Annotated in this window: 19 protein-coding genes and 1 tRNA gene; 9 read left to right on the forward strand and 11 right to left on the reverse strand. The window is 69.1% G+C overall.

Annotated features, from left to right (window positions below; all coding sequences use genetic code 11):
• Window positions 1-2: 2 nt before the first annotated feature.
• A complete protein-coding gene (yaaA, locus tag FIU83_RS01560) occupies window positions 3-782 on the reverse strand; it encodes a peroxide stress protein YaaA (protein WP_152482442.1) in 780 nt (259 codons plus the stop codon).
• A gap of 298 nt (window positions 783-1,080) precedes the next feature.
• On the opposite strand from yaaA, the gene FIU83_RS01565 reads away from it, so the two are divergent.
• Together FIU83_RS01565 and FIU83_RS01570 are read left to right on the forward strand one after the other, a co-directional pair.
• Complete coding sequence (locus FIU83_RS01565) at window positions 1,081-1,641, forward strand: tetratricopeptide repeat protein (protein WP_152482443.1); 561 nt, start codon at window positions 1,081-1,083, stop codon at window positions 1,639-1,641.
• A gap of 49 nt (window positions 1,642-1,690) precedes the next feature.
• Window positions 1,691-2,191: a hypothetical protein gene (locus FIU83_RS01570; protein ID WP_152482444.1), complete on the forward strand. Its 501-nt coding sequence runs from the start codon at window positions 1,691-1,693 to the stop codon at window positions 2,189-2,191.
• A 51-nt stretch (window positions 2,192-2,242) separates the two neighbouring features.
• Here FIU83_RS01570 and FIU83_RS01575 read toward each other — a convergent pair whose 3' ends face one another.
• The 7 genes from FIU83_RS01575 to FIU83_RS01600 all read right to left on the reverse strand — a co-directional run bounded on the left by FIU83_RS01575 (window position 2,243) and on the right by FIU83_RS01600 (window position 5,767).
• Window positions 2,243-2,797, reverse strand: a complete 555-nt coding sequence (locus FIU83_RS01575; protein ID WP_152482445.1) for a TIGR00730 family Rossman fold protein — start codon at window positions 2,795-2,797, stop codon at window positions 2,243-2,245.
• Between the two features lie 115 nt (window positions 2,798-2,912).
• Window positions 2,913-3,035, reverse strand: coding sequence for a hypothetical protein (locus FIU83_RS17675; protein WP_301538566.1), 123 nt, complete (start codon window positions 3,033-3,035; stop codon window positions 2,913-2,915).
• 61 nt (window positions 3,036-3,096) lie between these two features.
• Window positions 3,097-3,618 carry a DUF501 domain-containing protein gene (locus FIU83_RS01580; RefSeq protein WP_152482446.1) on the reverse strand — a complete coding sequence of 174 codons (522 nt, stop codon included), beginning with the start codon at window positions 3,616-3,618 and terminating at the stop codon, window positions 3,097-3,099.
• Window positions 3,587-3,916 (reverse strand): hypothetical protein, encoded by a 330-nt coding sequence (locus tag FIU83_RS01585; RefSeq protein WP_152482447.1) that lies wholly within the window; start codon window positions 3,914-3,916, stop codon window positions 3,587-3,589. The genes FIU83_RS01580 and FIU83_RS01585 overlap by 32 nt, the downstream gene beginning before the upstream one ends.
• A 91-nt stretch (window positions 3,917-4,007) precedes the next feature.
• The gene (ybaK, locus tag FIU83_RS01590; RefSeq protein ID WP_152482448.1) at window positions 4,008-4,478 is read right to left on the reverse strand and encodes a Cys-tRNA(Pro) deacylase; all 471 of its coding nucleotides are present in this window, start codon (window positions 4,476-4,478) and stop codon (window positions 4,008-4,010) included.
• A complete protein-coding gene (locus FIU83_RS01595; protein ID WP_152482449.1) occupies window positions 4,475-4,882 on the reverse strand; it encodes a thioesterase family protein in 408 nt (135 codons plus the stop codon). Before FIU83_RS01595 ends, ybaK begins: the two co-directional genes overlap by 4 nt.
• A gap of 57 nt (window positions 4,883-4,939) precedes the next feature.
• Window positions 4,940-5,767 carry a hypothetical protein gene (locus FIU83_RS01600; RefSeq protein ID WP_152482450.1) on the reverse strand — a complete coding sequence of 276 codons (828 nt, stop codon included), beginning with the start codon at window positions 5,765-5,767 and terminating at the stop codon, window positions 4,940-4,942.
• 54 nt (window positions 5,768-5,821) lie between these two features.
• On the opposite strand from FIU83_RS01600, the gene FIU83_RS01605 reads away from it, so the two are divergent.
• On the forward strand, window positions 5,822-6,163 hold the full coding sequence (locus FIU83_RS01605) for a hypothetical protein (protein WP_152482451.1): 342 nt from the start codon (window positions 5,822-5,824) through the stop codon (window positions 6,161-6,163).
• Window positions 6,164-6,169: 6 nt separating this feature from the next.
• Here FIU83_RS01605 and FIU83_RS01610 read toward each other — a convergent pair whose 3' ends face one another.
• Window positions 6,170-6,601 carry a hypothetical protein gene (locus FIU83_RS01610; RefSeq protein WP_152485209.1) on the reverse strand — a complete coding sequence of 144 codons (432 nt, stop codon included), beginning with the start codon at window positions 6,599-6,601 and terminating at the stop codon, window positions 6,170-6,172.
• A 43-nt stretch (window positions 6,602-6,644) separates the two neighbouring features.
• Between FIU83_RS01610 and FIU83_RS01615 the strand changes: the two genes are divergently transcribed.
• The gene (locus tag FIU83_RS01615) at window positions 6,645-7,823 is read left to right on the forward strand and encodes a MalY/PatB family protein (RefSeq protein WP_152482452.1); all 1,179 of its coding nucleotides are present in this window, start codon (window positions 6,645-6,647) and stop codon (window positions 7,821-7,823) included.
• A 90-nt stretch (window positions 7,824-7,913) separates the two neighbouring features.
• Here FIU83_RS01615 and FIU83_RS01620 read toward each other — a convergent pair whose 3' ends face one another.
• Window positions 7,914-8,849: a tetratricopeptide repeat protein gene (locus FIU83_RS01620; RefSeq protein WP_152482453.1), complete on the reverse strand. Its 936-nt coding sequence runs from the start codon at window positions 8,847-8,849 to the stop codon at window positions 7,914-7,916.
• 303 nt (window positions 8,850-9,152) lie between these two features.
• Here FIU83_RS01620 and FIU83_RS01625 point away from each other — a divergent pair, with 303 nt between their 5' ends.
• The 4 genes from FIU83_RS01625 (at window position 9,153) to FIU83_RS01640 (ending at window position 13,869) form a co-directional block, all read left to right on the forward strand.
• Complete coding sequence (locus FIU83_RS01625) at window positions 9,153-10,448, forward strand: dicarboxylate/amino acid:cation symporter (protein WP_152482454.1); 1,296 nt, start codon at window positions 9,153-9,155, stop codon at window positions 10,446-10,448.
• 149 nt (window positions 10,449-10,597) lie between these two features.
• Window positions 10,598-12,055, forward strand: coding sequence for an aspartate/glutamate racemase family protein (locus FIU83_RS01630; protein WP_152482455.1), 1,458 nt, complete (start codon window positions 10,598-10,600; stop codon window positions 12,053-12,055).
• 92 nt (window positions 12,056-12,147) lie between these two features.
• The gene (locus FIU83_RS01635) at window positions 12,148-13,062 is read left to right on the forward strand and encodes a LysR family transcriptional regulator (RefSeq protein WP_152482456.1); all 915 of its coding nucleotides are present in this window, start codon (window positions 12,148-12,150) and stop codon (window positions 13,060-13,062) included.
• Between the two features lie 189 nt (window positions 13,063-13,251).
• On the forward strand, window positions 13,252-13,869 hold the full coding sequence (locus tag FIU83_RS01640; protein ID WP_152482457.1) for a LysE family translocator: 618 nt from the start codon (window positions 13,252-13,254) through the stop codon (window positions 13,867-13,869).
• 142 nt (window positions 13,870-14,011) lie between these two features.
• On the opposite strand, the gene FIU83_RS01645 is transcribed toward FIU83_RS01640, so the two are convergent.
• Window positions 14,012-14,088 (reverse strand) — tRNA-Met (locus FIU83_RS01645).
• Between the two features lie 194 nt (window positions 14,089-14,282).
• Between FIU83_RS01645 and phbB the strand changes: the two genes are divergently transcribed.
• On the forward strand, window positions 14,283-15,029 hold the full coding sequence (phbB, locus tag FIU83_RS01650) for an acetoacetyl-CoA reductase (RefSeq protein WP_152482458.1): 747 nt from the start codon (window positions 14,283-14,285) through the stop codon (window positions 15,027-15,029).
• Window positions 15,030-15,060 lie beyond the last annotated feature (31 nt).

Here is a 15,060-nt window from a genome sequence, read left to right on the forward strand (position 1 = left end):
CCTCAGGCGGCGCCCTCGGCGCGGGTGAAGACCAGGGTGTCGCCCTCGGAGAGCGCGGGGTCGAAGGCGTAGCCGGCGACGTCGAAGTCCTTCAGCCCCTCCGGGTCGTCCAGGCGCTGATGGATCATCCAGGCGGCCATCAGGCCGCGGGCCTTCTTGGCGTAGAAGCTGATGATCTTCAGCTTGCCGTTCTTCTCGTCCTTGAAGACCGGGGTGATCACCCGGGCGGCGAGTCGCCGGGTATCGATCGCCTTGAAGTACTCGTTGGAGGCCAGGTTGACCAGCACGGGGCTGCCGCTCTCGGCCACGGCGCGGTCGAGCTCGGCGGTCAGCGTCGCCTTCCAGAAGGCATAGAGGTCCTTGCCGGCCGGGTTCTCGAGCCGGGTGCCCATCTCCAGGCGGTAGGGCTGGATCAGGTCCAGCGGGCGCAGCAGGCCGTAGAGGCCGGAGAGGATACGCAGGTGTTCCTGGGCGAAGGCGTTGTCGCCGTCATCGAAACGGTCGGCCTCGAGGCCGACGTAGACGTCGCCCTGGAAGGCCTGGGCGGCGGGCTTGGCGTTCTCCGGGGTGAAGGGCGTGTGCCAGTCGGCGAAGCGGGCGGCGTTGAGCCCGGCGAGCTTGTCGCTGATGCCCATCAGCTCGCTGAGCCGCTGGGGCGAGTAGTCCCGGAGGATCTCGATCAGCGCCTGGCTCTTGTCGAGGTGATCCGGCTGGGTGTGCCGGGGCGTGGTGGCAGGGGTCTCGAAGTCCAGCGTCTTGGCAGGCGAGATCACGCTCAGCATGGGGGGGCTCCTGTGGCGAGAGGGTGGCCGGATGGCGTCGGCGTCCAGTATATCAACTCGCTTGCACGCGATGGGCTATCGGGCGGATAGCCTCTGCCCGCTTTCTCTGGCAGGGAACGGCCCCAGGCCTCGCCTGGCGCGACAACCCGCCAGGGTTGAGTCACCGACGGGGCGCGCGTATGCTTGCCCTCCCAAAGCCCCGGCGGAGCCCGGAAGGCCATCGTTTTTTGCCAGGAGGGATGCCGGACACAGGGTGTGAGCGGCCTCCCTCCGCTTCACTGGACGCAGGGTAGTTGCCATGCCAGAGGCATCCTCACTGTTCACCCGGCTCGAGTACCGGCTTGCGCAGCAGCTGTTCCACATTCGCTGGCTGCCCCGTTCGCCGCGAACGCAGCGCCTGACCATGCACCTCTTCCAGCGCTGTGCCGATGCCGGGCATCCGGCGGCGCTGGCGCAGTACGGTCACATGCTCTTCCACCGTGGCGTCAGTCCCCAGGACAAGGCCCGCGGGGCGCGCTACGTGCTGGAGGCCGCCCAGGCCGGGGATGCCAAGGCGCAGTATCAGGCGGGCCAGATCCACGAGCACGGCTGTGCCCAGTACCCCCGTCGCGATGACCACGCCGTGACCTGGTACGCGCGTGCCGGCGAGGCGGGCCATCCGCTGGCGGCGACCCGGCTCGCCCGGGCCTATCGCCATGGCGAGCTCTCTCTGCCGGTGGATCTCGAGAAGGCCGGGCACTGGCAGGCCCTGGCCGATCGGCTGGCCGGCTTCGACGAGGCGCCGGCGGGCGACGCCTCCCAGGCGAACGCCCTGGATGCCCCCGCAGTGGACAAGGCCGGAGGCGAGACGCGACACTAGGGCTTTGCCGTGACGGCACCGGCCACTTCGACAAAGGACTCTCCCGCCCGTGACGCTACCCACACTGCTGGATATCGAGGCGTCCGGCTTCGGGCGCGGCAGCTACCCCATCGAGATCGGCCTCGCCCGGGCCGATGGCAGCACCTGCGCCTTCCTCGTCCAGCCGCTGGAGGAGTGGACGCACTGGGATCCCAAGGCCGAGCTGCTGCACGGCATCAGTCGCAGCCGCCTGCAGCGCGAGGGGCATCCGGTGCGCCAGGTGGCGCGCTGGCTCAATGACGAGCTGGGGGAGGTCGGCCTCGCCTACAGCGACAGCTGGGGCTACGACAACACCTGGCTGTCGCTGCTCTTCCACCATGCCGGCATGCTGCCGGCCTTCCGCCTGGAGGCGCTGCGCATCCTGCTGAGCGAGTCGCAGCAGGCGCTGTGGAGCCGCACCAAGGAAGCCCTCATCCTCGAGCGGGACATCCATCGGCATCGCGCCGGGGAGGACGCCCGCCTGCTGCAGCTCACCTACCAGCGTACGCTCGAGCTCACCGCCGACGCCTGAGGCGCGCCCGACACCGACCGTCCGCCCGCGCCACGGGCGCGCGGACCTCGTTCAGGCGTGCTGGCCCAGCCGGGCCTCCAGGGCGTCCAGCAGGTCGGCGGGGTCGGCGGCATCGATCAGCTCGGCCCGGGTGCGACCGTCCAGGAAACCCTGTTCCACGGTGCTGTCGAGGAAGGTCAGCAGCGGCGCGTAGAAGCCGGCGCTGTCGAGCACGCCGATGGGCTTGTCGTGCAGGCCCAGGTAGTGCCAGGTCCAGGCCTCGAAGAGCTCCTCGAGGGTGCCGATACCGCCCGGCAGCGCGATGAAGGCGTCGGCATGGGCGGCCATGCTGGCCTTGCGCTCGTGCATGTTGCGCACCCGCACCAGCCGGGTCAGGCCCTGGTGGGCCTGCTCGCGCTCGACCAGGTGGTCGGGCATCACCCCGATCGCCTCGCCGCCGGCGGCCATCACGGCATCGGCCAGGCGGCCCATCAGGCCGACGCGGGCGCCGCCGTAGACCAGGCCGTGGCCGCGGCGGGCGAGCTCCTCGCCGAGCCGCTCGGCGGCCGCGAGGTGTTGCGGGTCGCGGCCCTCCCGGGACCCCAGGTAGACGCAGAATCTCGACATGCTTTTCTCCTTGGCAGGGCCATCATCCTAGCGGTCCGGCCCCGGGGCCGGAAGCCCCACCCGAAAACGCGAAGGGCGCCCTCCGGGGGCGCCCTTCGTGGTCGTGATGGCCGGCTCAGCGAGCGCCCGAGGCGTCGCGCTTCATGGCCTGGCGCAGCAGCTTGATGCCCACGCCGCTGATGACGAGCATGCTGGCGATCAGGGCGAGACTGGCAATCACATGGGTATCCAGGTACATCCGGGGTCTCCTGTGGTGTTATCGATACGTCGGGAAGGGGGATCGTCGGCCGCGGGCCGGCTCACGGCAGGCAGTCGGCGACCGCGTAGTGCTCGTCGAGCCACTGGCCGATGACGTTCTCGCCGCACAGGTGGTGCGCATACTGGGTATGCAGGCAGCGCACCTGGTCGCGGTTGGCGATCCCGCCGATGCCGCGCGCGGTGAGGACGCCATCATACCCGAGGCGGGCGACTTCCGCCTTCTGCGCCTCGCTCATGTAGGCCCAGCGCGCCGCGACATAGGCGTCGTGGCTGCGGTGGTAGGCGGCCAGGAATTCGGGATCCTCCTTGAGGCGGGTCTCCAGCTGCTTGATCACCCCGGCGGCCTCGATGTGCGAGATCTCGATCTTGAGACGCTCCGAGCAGAGCCAGTAGAGGGTCGGGAACGGCTTGCCGTCGACGATGGGCGCCATGCGCAGCACCAGCGGGGTGCCCTCGCCGTCGGTGGCGGCCAGCGCCTCGATGCCGCGGGGCGCGCGGCCGAGCTGCTCGGCGATGATGGCCAGCTGGCGCTCATCGGGGGCCTGATCGGTTCGGATCACCATCGTCGTTGTCCCGTACAAACTTGTTCGAGTGCCCCACGGCCAGGAAGAAGGCGCGGTTGAGCTGCTCGGGGGTGGGCACGTAGCGCCACTCCCGCTCGCAGTACTCGCCGGCCCTCGCCATCAGCGCATCGTAGAGGCGATTGAACGGCGCATCATAATCGTAAGGGTCGGCGCCGAACAAGCGGATGTGCGGGTAGTCGGCGAAGCGTTCGAGGAAGTAGCGCTGCAGGTCGGCCTCGACGGCGCGGTGGCGCGGGGTGTCGTCCGGGTCCAGCCAGAGGGTATAGCGGATGGCCATGGGGGCTCCCGTCGGTGGAGGGCTGTGGGGGTATGACAGCGGCGCGCCGGGTTCGGCTCGGGGTCTGTGTCATCCCCCGGCAAGGCCCCGTTCAGCGCCGGGCCAGCGGCGCCTCGCGGGCGCCGGTGAGCCGCGCCAGGTCGCTCGGGGAGAGGCAGAGCTCCAGTCCCCGCCGGCCGGCGCTGACGTGGATCGCCTCCCGGCCCCGGACGCTCTCGTCGAGGAAGGTGGGCAGGCGCTTGCGCTGGCCCAGCGGGCTGATGCCGCCCACCACGTAGCCGGTGGCCCTCTCGGCCTCGGCGGGGTCGGCGAGGCTCGCCTTGCGCGCCCCGGCGGCCCGGGCCAGGGCCTTGAGGTCGAGCTGGCAGGGCACCGGCACGATGGCCACCACCAGCCGGCCGTCGTCGAGGCGGGCGAGCAGCGTCTTGTAGACCTCGTCGGCCGGCAGGCCCAGGGCGCGGGCGGCCTCCTCACCGTAGGCGGTAGTGCGCGGGTCGTGGTCGTAGCTGTCGAGCCGAAAGGTCACGCCGGCCTTCTCCAGCGCCGTCACCGCCGGGGTCATGCGTCGGCCGGCTCAGGCTGGCGATGGGCCTCCAGGGCCTCGCGCAGTGCGCCCTCGATGGGCACGGCCTGCTTGGTCGCATGATCGAAATGCACCATGACGGTATGGCCGAGGTTGGTCAGCTGCCCGTCCTGCCGGGCCTCCTGGCTCACGGTGAAGGAGCTGTTGCCGAGGCGCGAGACATAGGTGCGGATCTCGATCTCGCGGCCGTACTGCAGCTCGGCCCGGTAGTCGACCTCCATGCGGGCCATGATCAGCCGCCACTTGCGCGGGTCCAGGTCCGGCGTGAAGAGCCGGAAGAGGTCGTTGCGGGCCAGCTCGAACCAGGCCGGCAGCCGGGTGTTGTTGACGTGTCCCAGGGCATCGGTGTCATAGAAGGCGGGTTCCACGGTGCGAACGAACATCGGTGGCTTCCTCGTGAGCGTCTCGGAGGGACAGCTTTACCCCGAGCAAGCGCTCGGTCAAGTGTTGGCGCGGGATCGCCGGAGCTTCTGGCGCGTGGCGCGCCAGGCCTGCAGGCGGGTCCAGGCCAGCAACCAGGCGGTGGCGGCGACGAAGCCGGCCAGGGTGCCGAGCGCGAGCCCGAAGCGTCCGTAGGTCAGCGAGATGCAGAGTGCATAGCAGAGCAGCGCGCCGAGCCCGGCCGGGTAGTGCTTGATCACCGTGGCCACCGGGGCGGCGCCGTGGGTCAGGTGCAGGATCACCAGGAAGGGGTACATGGTCACCGGGAAGGCGGCCATGACCCCGGCCCAGGCGGCGGGCATCACGTGGGCGAGGCCGGTGATCAGGAAGATGATGCCGGCCGCCAGGGCGGCGCGCAGGCCGAGCGCCGCCCAGCTGAAGCCGCCCCGGGGGCCGGTCGCGGTATCGGGGACGCGACGATAGAGCCAGATGAACAGCGCGATCGCGGCCAGGGTGGTCAGGGTGCCGGTCAGTCGCGTGAACTCCACCTGGGTCAGCAGCAGGCTCGCTGCCAGCCAGGCCGCGAAGCCGCCGGCGCTGCCGGCGAGCACGCCGGGCAGGCCGTCGCGACGCCCGCACAGCAGGTAGCCGCCGGCCAGCGCCAGGGTGGCGCTGAAGCCGGCCAGGGTGTGCACGGCGCTCTGGGTGGCGAAGGCCGGCGAGATCTCCAGGCCGATGAAGAACAGGGCGATGGCGGTGCCCAGCGGGTAGCCGGCGAGCAGGCCGGCCACGCGGGCGCTGACGCGCTCGGCGATCATCGAGAGGCCGAGCACCACGCCGATGGAGACCGCCAGCTTGGCCAGCTGCCAGGAGAAGGGAACGTCCATATCGTATCCGGGTCCTTGTGATCAGGGTTAGACGAGTCGTCGAGGAGGCGCGCCATGGCCGGTCATGAACTCTCGCCCCCGCCGCGCCCGGCGGCCTGCGAACTCTGCGAGCGGGCGGCACCGCTGACCAAGCACCACCTGATCCCGCGGGCTCTGCACGGCAAGGCCCGCTACCGGCGCCGCTTCGACCGAGTCGAGCGGCTTACCGCTATCCTCTGGGTCTGTCACGCCTGCCACCGGCACATCCACGCGGTGCTCAGCGAGCGCGAGCTGGCCGATCATTATCGCAGACGAGAGGCGCTGCTGGCGCACCCGGAGATCGCGACCTTCGTGGCATGGCTTTCCACCAAGCCGGCGGGCTTTCGTCCCAAGAAGCGGGCCGCCCGCCGCGGCTAGCCGGGCTCAGACCAGGCGCAACCCCTTGAGGTCGGTCCAGGCGGCCCGCAGCGCCGCGGCCAGTGGCCCGAGCAGGTGCTCGGGCAGCGCGCGCTCGGCGGCCTCGACGTCCTCGTCGTCGCGGTTGCGCAGCCAGCAGTAGGCCCAGGCGCAGGCCTCGTCGTCGCCGGCCGGCACGGGGCGGGCGGGCATCTGCACCAGCAGGAAAGTGGCGGTACGTGCCGCCCACAGCGGCGGCTCTTCGCCGTCGGGGCGGCTCCAGGCGGCGAGGGTCTCGCCGCTCGGCGTCTCCTCCGGCAGGCCGATCCGCGTCACCCGGGCGGTCTCGGCGAGCAGCAGCGCCAGGCGGTCGGCATCGCCCTGGCCGAGGGTCAGCCACTGGGCGACCAGATCGGGCAGGCCGCGGCGCACCTTGGCATAGAAGCCGTCTTGCGGCATGGTCTTGGTCATCTTGTGGGCCTTCTGGGAGCGGGAACTGCACATGGAATTCGATTTTGCCACGCCCGTCGAGCGGCGCCACCCACCGGAGGGTGACTGGCCCTCGCAGAAGTGGCATCGCTACGGCGAGGACGTGCTGCCGCTGTGGGTCGCCGACATGGACTTCGCCTCGCCGCCGGCGGTCATCGAGGCGCTTGAGGCGCGGGTCGCCCACGGCGTCTTCGGCTACGGCCAGGTGCCCGAGAGCCTCCGGCAGGCGCTCTGCGACTGGAGTGCCGAGCACTACGGCTGGGCCCTCGACCCGGCCTGGCAGCTGTGGCTGCCGGGCGTGGTGCCCGCCCTGCACCTGGCGAGCCTGGCGCTCACCGCGCCGGGGGATGGCGTGCTCACGGTCACGCCCATCTACCCGCCCTTCCTGCAGGTCGCCGAGCGCACCGGCCGCCTGCCCCAGCAGGCGGCGCTGAGCCCTCCGGCGGCGCCCGGGGAGCCCTGGCGACTCGACCTCGAGGCGCTGGAGGCGGCGATCACTCCCGAGACCCGGCTGCTGCTGTGGTGCCAGCCCCATAACCCCACCGGCCGCGTCTGGACGCGGGAGGAGCTGGCGGGGCTCGCCGCGCTGGTCGTGCGCCACGACCTGCTGGTGGTCTCCGACGAGCTGCACTGCGACCTGCTGCTCGACGAGGGGGCCCGCCATGTGCCCCTGGCCGCCGCCTTCCCCGAGCTTGCCTCGCGCACCCTGACCCTCTGGGCCCCCTCCAAGACCTTCAACCTGGCGGGGCTCACCACGGCCTGCGCGGTGATCCCCGACGCCGAGCTGCGCCGGCGCTTCGCCGCGGCGGCCAAGGGCCTGCAGCCGGACGGCAACGTGCTCGGGCTGGTGGCCGCCGAGGCAGCCTATCGCCATGGCGAGCCCTGGCGCCAGGCCCTGCTCGAGACGCTGCGCGACCATCGCCGGCGGCTGGTCGAGCGGGTGGCGCGGTGGCCGGGGGTGACCCTGAGCGTGCCCGCGTCCACCTACCTGGCCTGGCTGGACCTGCGCGAGGCCCCGGCCCTGCAGGGCGGCGACGCCTCGCCCCAGCGCCTGCTGCTGGAGCGGGCGGGCGTCGCCCTCTCCGACGGCGCCGACTTCGGCTGGCCGGGCTTCGTGCGGCTCAACTTCGGGACCACGGCGAGCCAGCTGGAGGCGGCCCTGCAACGCCTGGACGCCGTGCTGGCGGGCTGAGCGCCGCGCACGCCAGCCCGGCCAGGACGACGACGGCCGCCCCTCGGGGCGGCCGTTCTCGTGCGGGGCGGCGGTTCGCGTGAGGGGTGCTCAGTAGAGCAGGGCGAAGAGCTTGCGGCGGTAGGTGACCGTCAGCGGATGATCGGCGCCCAGGGCATCGAAGGCCTGGAGCAGGGTGCGGCGGGCGGCATCCTCGCCGTAGGCGCGATCGCGCTTCATCAGGGCGAGCAGGGCCTCCAGACCGGCCTCGTACTGGCCGTCGGCCAGCTGGCGCAGGGCGCGCTGGAACTGCGCCTCGCTGTCATCGCGATCGCCCAGGGCCGCCAGCGCCTCGGCGGAGGGGGCCTGCTCGCCGAAGGCGATGCTGGCGCGCACGCCCCGGGCCGGGGCGGCATCGCGCTCCTCCGGCGGCAGGTTGTCGAGCAGCTCGCGGGCCTGGTCGGCCTCGCCGTCGGCCACCAGGGCGCGGGCCAGCTCCACCTGGTAGGGCGTGTGCTGGGGGTACTGCTGGATGAGCTCCTGGTAGATGCGCCGGGCGGTGGCGGCATCGCCGGCGGCCAGGGCCTCGGCGGCCTGGTCCTCGGGCGCCTGGGGCGCCTCCTCCGGGGCCGGGAAGTAGCGGCCCAGCCACTCGCGGACCTGCTTCTCCGGCAGGGCACCCTGGAAGTGGTCGACCAGGCCGCCCTGGCTGATCAGCTTGACGTCGGGGGCGGCCTGCACGCCCAGCTGGGCCGCGATCTCCGGCTCTTGGTCGATGTCCAGGCGGCCCAGCAGGAAGGCGCCCTGATACTCCCGGGCCAGCTTTTCCAGCACCTGGCTCAGCTGCTGGCTCGCCGCCTCGCCCTGGCTCCGGCAGTCGAGCAGCACCGGCACCTGCATGGAGGTCTCGAGCATCTGCTGGACGTTGCTGCGGTCGACGTCGAGGACGACATCGGCCTGCTGGCCTTGGGCAGGCCCGGCGCTGGGCTCGCCGGCGGAGGTGTCGGTGGTGAGCGGCTCACCGGTGCGGGGGTCGACGATGGGCATGGTGACGGTAGCCTTGATCCAGAATGAGTTTGCCCTATAGATGCGGGCCGCCGCCGGCGACTTCAAGGGCCGCTCGGCGATGGTTGCCATCACGACGGCCCCCTCCCGAGGCACCCGCCGCCTCCTGAACCGGGGGCGGCCGTCCTCCGCCGACGCCGTCTGTCACCGCTTCATTAGATGATGCAAGTTTTGCATGAGAAATAGAAAGAAAGCGTTGGTCGCTGCTTCAACGGCTGTATCACCATGATGGCCAGGCCCGCACGAGGTGCGCGGGACACACAACGACAACGCAGGAATCTCACTATGGCGGGTACACAAGCCCCGACGCGTCGAGGGATCTTATCGCCCTGGACGCGCCTCCCCCTCTGGAAGCAGATCTTCATTGCCCTGGTGCTCGGCCTGAGCCTCGGGGTGTTGCTCAATCAGACCGGCCACGCTGACCTGGCGGCCGACATCAAGCCGCTGGGTGACCTGTTCATTCGCGGCATCAAGATGCTGATCGTGCCGCTGGTCTTCATCTCGCTGGTCACCGGCGTCGCCTCGCTCAATGACATGGCCAAGATCGGCCGCCTGAGCCTCAAGACCCTGGTGCTCTATCTGGGCATGACGGCCGTGGCGATCACCCTCGGTCTGGGGCTGGCCAGCCTCTTCCAGCCGGGCGTCGGCATCGACCTGGGCAGTGCGGCGAGCGTCGACGTCCGCGAGCCGCCCACGGCGGTCGATACCCTGCTCGGGCTGGTGCCGACCAACGCCGTCGAGGCCTTTGCCGAAGGCAACGTGCTGCAGATAATCGTCTTCGCGATCCTGTTCGGCCTGTCCATCACCCTGGTGGGTGAGAAGGCGCGCCCGGTCAAGGCGTTCTTCGACTCCGCGGCCGACATCATCTACCGCATGACCAGCATCATCATCTCCTTCACGCCCTACGGTGTCTTCGCGCTGATGACCTGGGTGGCGGGGACCTACGGGCTGGCGATGCTGGCGCCGTTGGCCAAGGTGATCGGGATCGTCTACCTGGGGTGCCTGCTGCACGCCGTGGTGGTGTACGGCGGCTTGCTGCGCTTGCTCGCCCGCCTGAACCCCGTGCGCTACTTCCAGGGCAGTGTCGAGCCGATCATGCTGGCCTTCACCAGCACCTCCAGCTCCGGCACCCTGCCGGTGACCATGATGGCCGCCGAGCAGAACCTGGGCGTCAAGCGCAGCGTCTCGAGCTTCGTGCTGCCGCTGGGCGCGACCATCAACATGGATGGCACCGCGCTCTATCAGGGGGTCTGTGCGCTGTTCATCGCCCAGGCCTACGGCGTCGACCTGGGGGCCGCCGAATTCGTCACCATCATCCTGACCGCCACCCTGGGCTCCATCGGCACCGCCGGCGTGCCGGGAGCCGGGCTGATCATGCTCTCGCTGGTGCTGACCTCGGTCGGCCTGCCGCTGGAAGGGGTCGCCATCATCGCCGGTATCGACCGTATCCTCGACATGGCGCGTACCGGGCTGAACGTGGCGGGCGATTGTGCGGTGAGCTGCCTGGTCGCCAAGAGCGAGAAGGAACTGGACGAGGACGTCTTCAACACGCCTCACGTGATGCGCTCCTCGCTCGCCTGATAGCGGAAACGCCGCGGCGGCCGGCAGCACTCGCGTGCTGCCGGCCGCTGCCTTCTCAGGGCCCGGCACGGTCTGGAGGCGGCGTTCCCTGGCCTGGGCGCGGCCTCGGCCTTGTGCTTTCCCGACCCTATCCACAGGAGACAGTCGCCATGGTATCCACTGGGGCCCACCGTCCCGCTTCCGTCTCGCCGGTCCAGCGCTATGGCGTGGTGGGCGGGCTGGGCGCGCTCGGCAGCGCTGACGTGCTGATCAAGACGGTGCGAACCGCGGAGCACTGCAAGCAGAACGGCGGTGTCGACATCGCCTTCGAGCAGCGTCACTTCGAGGAAGGCCCCGGCATGGCCGACGAGGGCTATGATCCGCTGCGGCGCAAGTTCTACGTCTACAGCGTGCTCAAGGAGCTGCAAGGCAGGGTCGAGCACGCCTTGGTGCCCTGCTTCCTGTCGCATACCTTCCTGGCCGAGATCACGCCGGAGATCCCCTACAGCGTCATCGATATCTTCGATGCCCTGCGGGAGCGCATCGCGCGAGACTATCCGGAGGTGCGCAAGATAGGCGTGCTGACCTCCAGCTACGTGCGCGCCTCGCGCATCTTCGACGCGCGCCTCGGCGATCGGGTGGAGATCGTCTATCCGGATGCGGACGTGCAGCGCGATGCCCTCATGCAGGCGATCTACGGCCCCAGCGGCATCAAGCAGGGCCATCATGGCGGCGAGTGCCTGCAGCTGCTGATGGCCGCCTGCGACAACCTGGTCAGCCGGGGCGCCGAGATCATCGTCCCGGGCTTGAGCGAGATTCCGGTGCTGATGTCGTCGCTGCAGCCGCTGACACCGGTGCCGCTGCTGGACGCCAACCTGATCTATGCCGAGTACGCGCTGGGCTACGACCGTGAACGCGAGCGCCGCCAGTTCAAGCTGGGGGTGCTGGGCGGGGTCGGGCCCGCGGCGACGGTGGATTTCATGCGCAAGGTGGTCGGCCTGACCGAGGCCGAGCGCGACCAGGACCACCTCAAGATGGTGGTCGAGCAGAACCCGCAGATTCCCGATCGCACCGCCAACCTCATCGGCAACGGCGAGGACCCGAGCATCCCGATGCTGGCCACCTGCCAGCGTCTCGAGGCCGATGGCGCCCACGCGATTGCCATCCCCTGCAACACGGCACACGCCTTCGTGGCGCGCATCCAGCCCTATATCGGGATTCCCATCGTCAACATGCTGACCGCCGTGGTCGAGCACATCAGCGCCAGCCGCGAAGCGCCTGTCCGGGTGGGGCTGCTGGCGACCAGCGGCACCGTAGAGAGCCGTGTCTATCACGAGGTGGTGACGGCCGCAGGCCACGAGCTCCTGGCCCCGGACGCCGAGTATCAGGCGCGCGTCATGGAGGCCATCTACGGCGGCCTCGGCGTGAAGGCCGGGCATGTCGTCGGCGCCTGCAGCGAGCACCTGCAGGCCGCCATCGAGCATCTGCTGGCCAGGGGGGCGGAGGTCATCATCCTCGGCTGCACCGAGCTGCCGCTGATCGAGCTAGACCCGGCGCGGTTTCAGGGGGTGGCGCTGCTGGATCCCTCGGAAATCCTGGCGCGGCGCTGCGTGGCGCTGGCGCAGTAGGCGGCCACCGCGCCCGGGACGCGGGCGTCTCGCGGCGAGGCGAGCATTGACGGTATCCTGCTGCACAAGGCTCTCGCGCACAGGAGTTCGTCGTGGAAATAAACTGGCTGGAAGACTTCCTTACCCTGGCGGTGACGCGCAACTTCTCCCGCGCCGCCACGCTGCGCCACGTGACTCAGCCGGCCTTCAGCCGACGTATTCGCAACCTGGAGTACTGGGTGGGGGCCTCCCTGATCGACCGCAGCCTCTACCCGGTGGGGCTGACCCCGGCGGGAGAGGCCTTCCAGCGCACCGCCCAGGATGCCCTCTCGGTTCTGCGCATCGGACGCGAGGAAGCGCTGGGGTATGTGCCCAAGATGGAGGAGGTCGTGTCCATCTCCGCCTCCCATACGCTGGCGGTCAGCTTCTTCGCGGACTGGCACGAGCAGCTGCAGGATGACCTGGGGGTCATCAAGGCGCGAATCATGGCCGATCACGTGGCCGGCTGCGTCGAGTCCCTGATCAGCGGCAACTGCGACCTGATGCTGGCCTACAATAGCCCGCTGCTGCCGACACTGACCGATATCGGGTGCTACCCCTCGATCGTGCTGGGCGGCGAGCGCCTGGTGCCGGTCAGCGCCGTGGACAGCCACGGGCAGGCGATTTTTCCCCTCGACGGCGACAGTCCCCAGCCCTATCTCTGCTACTCCACCGACAGCTACCTGGGGCGTCTCACGGCGCTCATCATCAACCGTGAACGCCTCTCGTCGCGGCTGGAGTTCTGCTATGAATGCTCCATGTCCGACGTCCTGACGCGTGGTGCACTCGCCTGCAGCGGCATTGCCTGGGTGCCGGAGCGTGCCGTGAGGGAGGAGCTCGAGGGAGGGCGTCTCGTCATCGTCGGCGACGAGTCCCACACCGCTCCGCTGGATATCTGCCTCTTCCGCCGCGCCGACCTCGATCTGCCCGTCGCGGAGCGGATCTGGCAGGCATGTCTGCCGGCGCCTGGGGAATCAGAGCGGCACTGAGAGGCGCTCACTATCGCCATGCCGGATGGACCGGGTCGGCCGTCGCGGGGGGCCGGGGCGCGACGCGATACAATACCGCGAGCTTCTTGCCTGAGTGGCCGAGGGCATACTGATACCCTGACGTGGAAGCGTTGGCCGAAGGACAGGAGCCCAAGGGCTGCTGTCGCCTTGTTTCGTAGTGGAGACACCATGACCCTGGAAAGCGCGATGTCGTTTCTCGCCGCCGTGTTCCTTTTCGGCATCACCCCCGGCCCCGGGGTCTTTGCCATCCTGGCGCGCGCTCTGGTGGGCGGTGTGGGCTCTTGCGCCCTGTTGGCGCTTGGCATGGTCGTCAGCGACATCATCTATCTGGTGGCTGCCTGTCTGGGCCTCGCCGTCATTGCCACGCTCTGGGGCGACGCCTTTACCGTGATACGCATCGTCGGCGCCGTCTATCTCATCTATCTGGGATGGAGAATGTGGAGGGCGCCGCTGGACCTGGAGGGGGAGAATGCGAAGGGAGGCGCAACCGGTATGGCGCTGAGTTTCGTGCAGGGCTTTCTGATTTCGGCCTCGAATCCGAAGGTCATTCTGTTCTACATCGCCTTCTTGCCCACGTTCATGGACCTGGCCGCCCTCGATGCGGGCGATATTCTGTTGGCCTCGGCTCTGACGCTCATTGGCTTGATGCTTGGCCTCATGATGATTGCCCTGTTCGCCGCCAAGGCCCGTCGCTTCTTTCGCACCCAGGCATCCGTGCAGACACTGAATCGAAGCGCGGGCTCCATCATGATCGGTGCAGGCGTTTTCCTGGCGACCAAGCACTGAGCCCATCGGTCGGCGTCCCTGTGCTCAACGCAGCCCGTGGCGATCACGTGTTGAGGTCCTGATCTGCAGCAAGGACGAGCGAGAAGGCGAGGGCACAACGAAAGAAGGCGTACCGCCCTGGGGCGACACGCCTTCTCGAAGATGGTAGCGGGGACCGGATTTGAACCGATGACCTTCGGGTTATGAGCCCGACGAGCTACCAGACTGCTCCACCCCGCATCAACGTAGGGCATATTCTACACAGCGTTCGCCTTTAGTCAAGGACCGATGGCGAACGCTCGTCCCAGGCCCGCTCCCTGGTCCATACTCGAGGGGCGTCACGAAAATGACCGTCCAACAAGTCAACATGGTCATGCTGGGGATGGCCGCCCGGCCACCCCATGTCGATGTCATTCATATCAGGGAGATAGCCAATGACAAAGCAAGCACCCGTCGCCTGGGTCACTGGTGGTACCGGCGGTATCGGCAGTGCCATCTGCCGCGAGCTCGCCACACAGGGCTATATGGTGGTCGCGGGATATCACAATCCGGAGAAGGCGAAGGCCTGGCTGGAGACCCAGAAGGCAGAGGGCTATGACAACATCGCCCTGTCCGGGATCGATCTCACCGACTACGCGTCCTGCGTGGACGGGGTGAAGGAGATCCGCGAGGCCTACGGCCCCGTCAGCGTGCTGGTCAACTGCGCCGGCATCACCCGCGATGGCACCATGAAGAAGATGTCGCCGGAGCAGTGGAGCGAGGTGATCGACACCAACCTCAACAGCGTCTTCAACACCTGTCGCAGCGTGATCGAGGACATGCTGGAGGAGGGCTACGGCCGGATCATCAACATCTCCTCCATCAACGGCCGCAAGGGGCAGTTCGGCCAGGTGAACTACGCGGCGGCTAAGGCAGGGATGCACGGCCTGACCATGTCACTGGCCCAGGAGACCGCCACCAAGGGCATCACCGTCAATACCGTGTCGCCCGGCTACATCGCCACCGACATGATCATGAACATTCCCGAGAAGGTGCGCGAGGCCATTCGCGAGACCATCCCGGTCAAGCGCTACGGCACCCCCGAGGAGATCGGTCGCGTGGTTGCCTTCCTGGCCGACAAGGACCAGGGCTTCATCACCGGCGCCAACATCGACATCAACGGCGGCCAGTTCATGGGCTGATCGCCACGGCGCCACAGGAGACCCGCCGACG

It is taken from the genome of Halomonas sp. THAF5a (genome assembly GCF_009363755.1).
GTDB lineage: Bacteria > Pseudomonadota > Gammaproteobacteria > Pseudomonadales > Halomonadaceae > Halomonas.

What these genes read in the sequence shown, in the direction of transcription:
- FIU83_RS01625 (WP_152482454.1), top strand. Translation starts at nt 9,153, where the DNA reads ATGGCGGGTACACAAGCCCCGACGCGTCGAGGGATCTTATCGCCCTGG.
- FIU83_RS01580 (WP_152482446.1), bottom strand. Translation starts at nt 3,618, where the DNA reads ATGGTGATCCGAACCGATCAGGCCCCCGATGAGCGCCAGCTGGCCATC.
- FIU83_RS01595 (WP_152482449.1), bottom strand. Translation starts at nt 4,882, where the DNA reads ATGTTCGTTCGCACCGTGGAACCCGCCTTCTATGACACCGATGCCCTG.
- phbB (WP_152482458.1), top strand. Translation starts at nt 14,283, where the DNA reads ATGACAAAGCAAGCACCCGTCGCCTGGGTCACTGGTGGTACCGGCGGT.
- FIU83_RS17675 (WP_301538566.1), bottom strand. Translation starts at nt 3,035, where the DNA reads ATGTACCTGGATACCCATGTGATTGCCAGTCTCGCCCTGATCGCCAGC.
- FIU83_RS01565 (WP_152482443.1), top strand. Translation starts at nt 1,081, where the DNA reads ATGCCAGAGGCATCCTCACTGTTCACCCGGCTCGAGTACCGGCTTGCG.
- FIU83_RS01610 (WP_152485209.1), bottom strand. Translation starts at nt 6,601, where the DNA reads ATGCCGCAAGACGGCTTCTATGCCAAGGTGCGCCGCGGCCTGCCCGAT.
- FIU83_RS01575 (WP_152482445.1), bottom strand. Translation starts at nt 2,797, where the DNA reads ATGTCGAGATTCTGCGTCTACCTGGGGTCCCGGGAGGGCCGCGACCCG.
- FIU83_RS01605 (WP_152482451.1), top strand. Translation starts at nt 5,822, where the DNA reads ATGGCCGGTCATGAACTCTCGCCCCCGCCGCGCCCGGCGGCCTGCGAA.
- FIU83_RS01630 (WP_152482455.1), top strand. Translation starts at nt 10,598, where the DNA reads ATGGTATCCACTGGGGCCCACCGTCCCGCTTCCGTCTCGCCGGTCCAG.
- FIU83_RS01640 (WP_152482457.1), top strand. Translation starts at nt 13,252, where the DNA reads ATGACCCTGGAAAGCGCGATGTCGTTTCTCGCCGCCGTGTTCCTTTTC.
- FIU83_RS01620 (WP_152482453.1), bottom strand. Translation starts at nt 8,849, where the DNA reads ATGCCCATCGTCGACCCCCGCACCGGTGAGCCGCTCACCACCGACACC.
- FIU83_RS01615 (WP_152482452.1), top strand. Translation starts at nt 6,645, where the DNA reads ATGGAATTCGATTTTGCCACGCCCGTCGAGCGGCGCCACCCACCGGAG.
- yaaA (WP_152482442.1), bottom strand. Translation starts at nt 782, where the DNA reads ATGCTGAGCGTGATCTCGCCTGCCAAGACGCTGGACTTCGAGACCCCT.
- FIU83_RS01585 (WP_152482447.1), bottom strand. Translation starts at nt 3,916, where the DNA reads ATGGCCATCCGCTATACCCTCTGGCTGGACCCGGACGACACCCCGCGC.
- ybaK (WP_152482448.1), bottom strand. Translation starts at nt 4,478, where the DNA reads ATGACCCCGGCGGTGACGGCGCTGGAGAAGGCCGGCGTGACCTTTCGG.
- FIU83_RS01600 (WP_152482450.1), bottom strand. Translation starts at nt 5,767, where the DNA reads ATGGACGTTCCCTTCTCCTGGCAGCTGGCCAAGCTGGCGGTCTCCATC.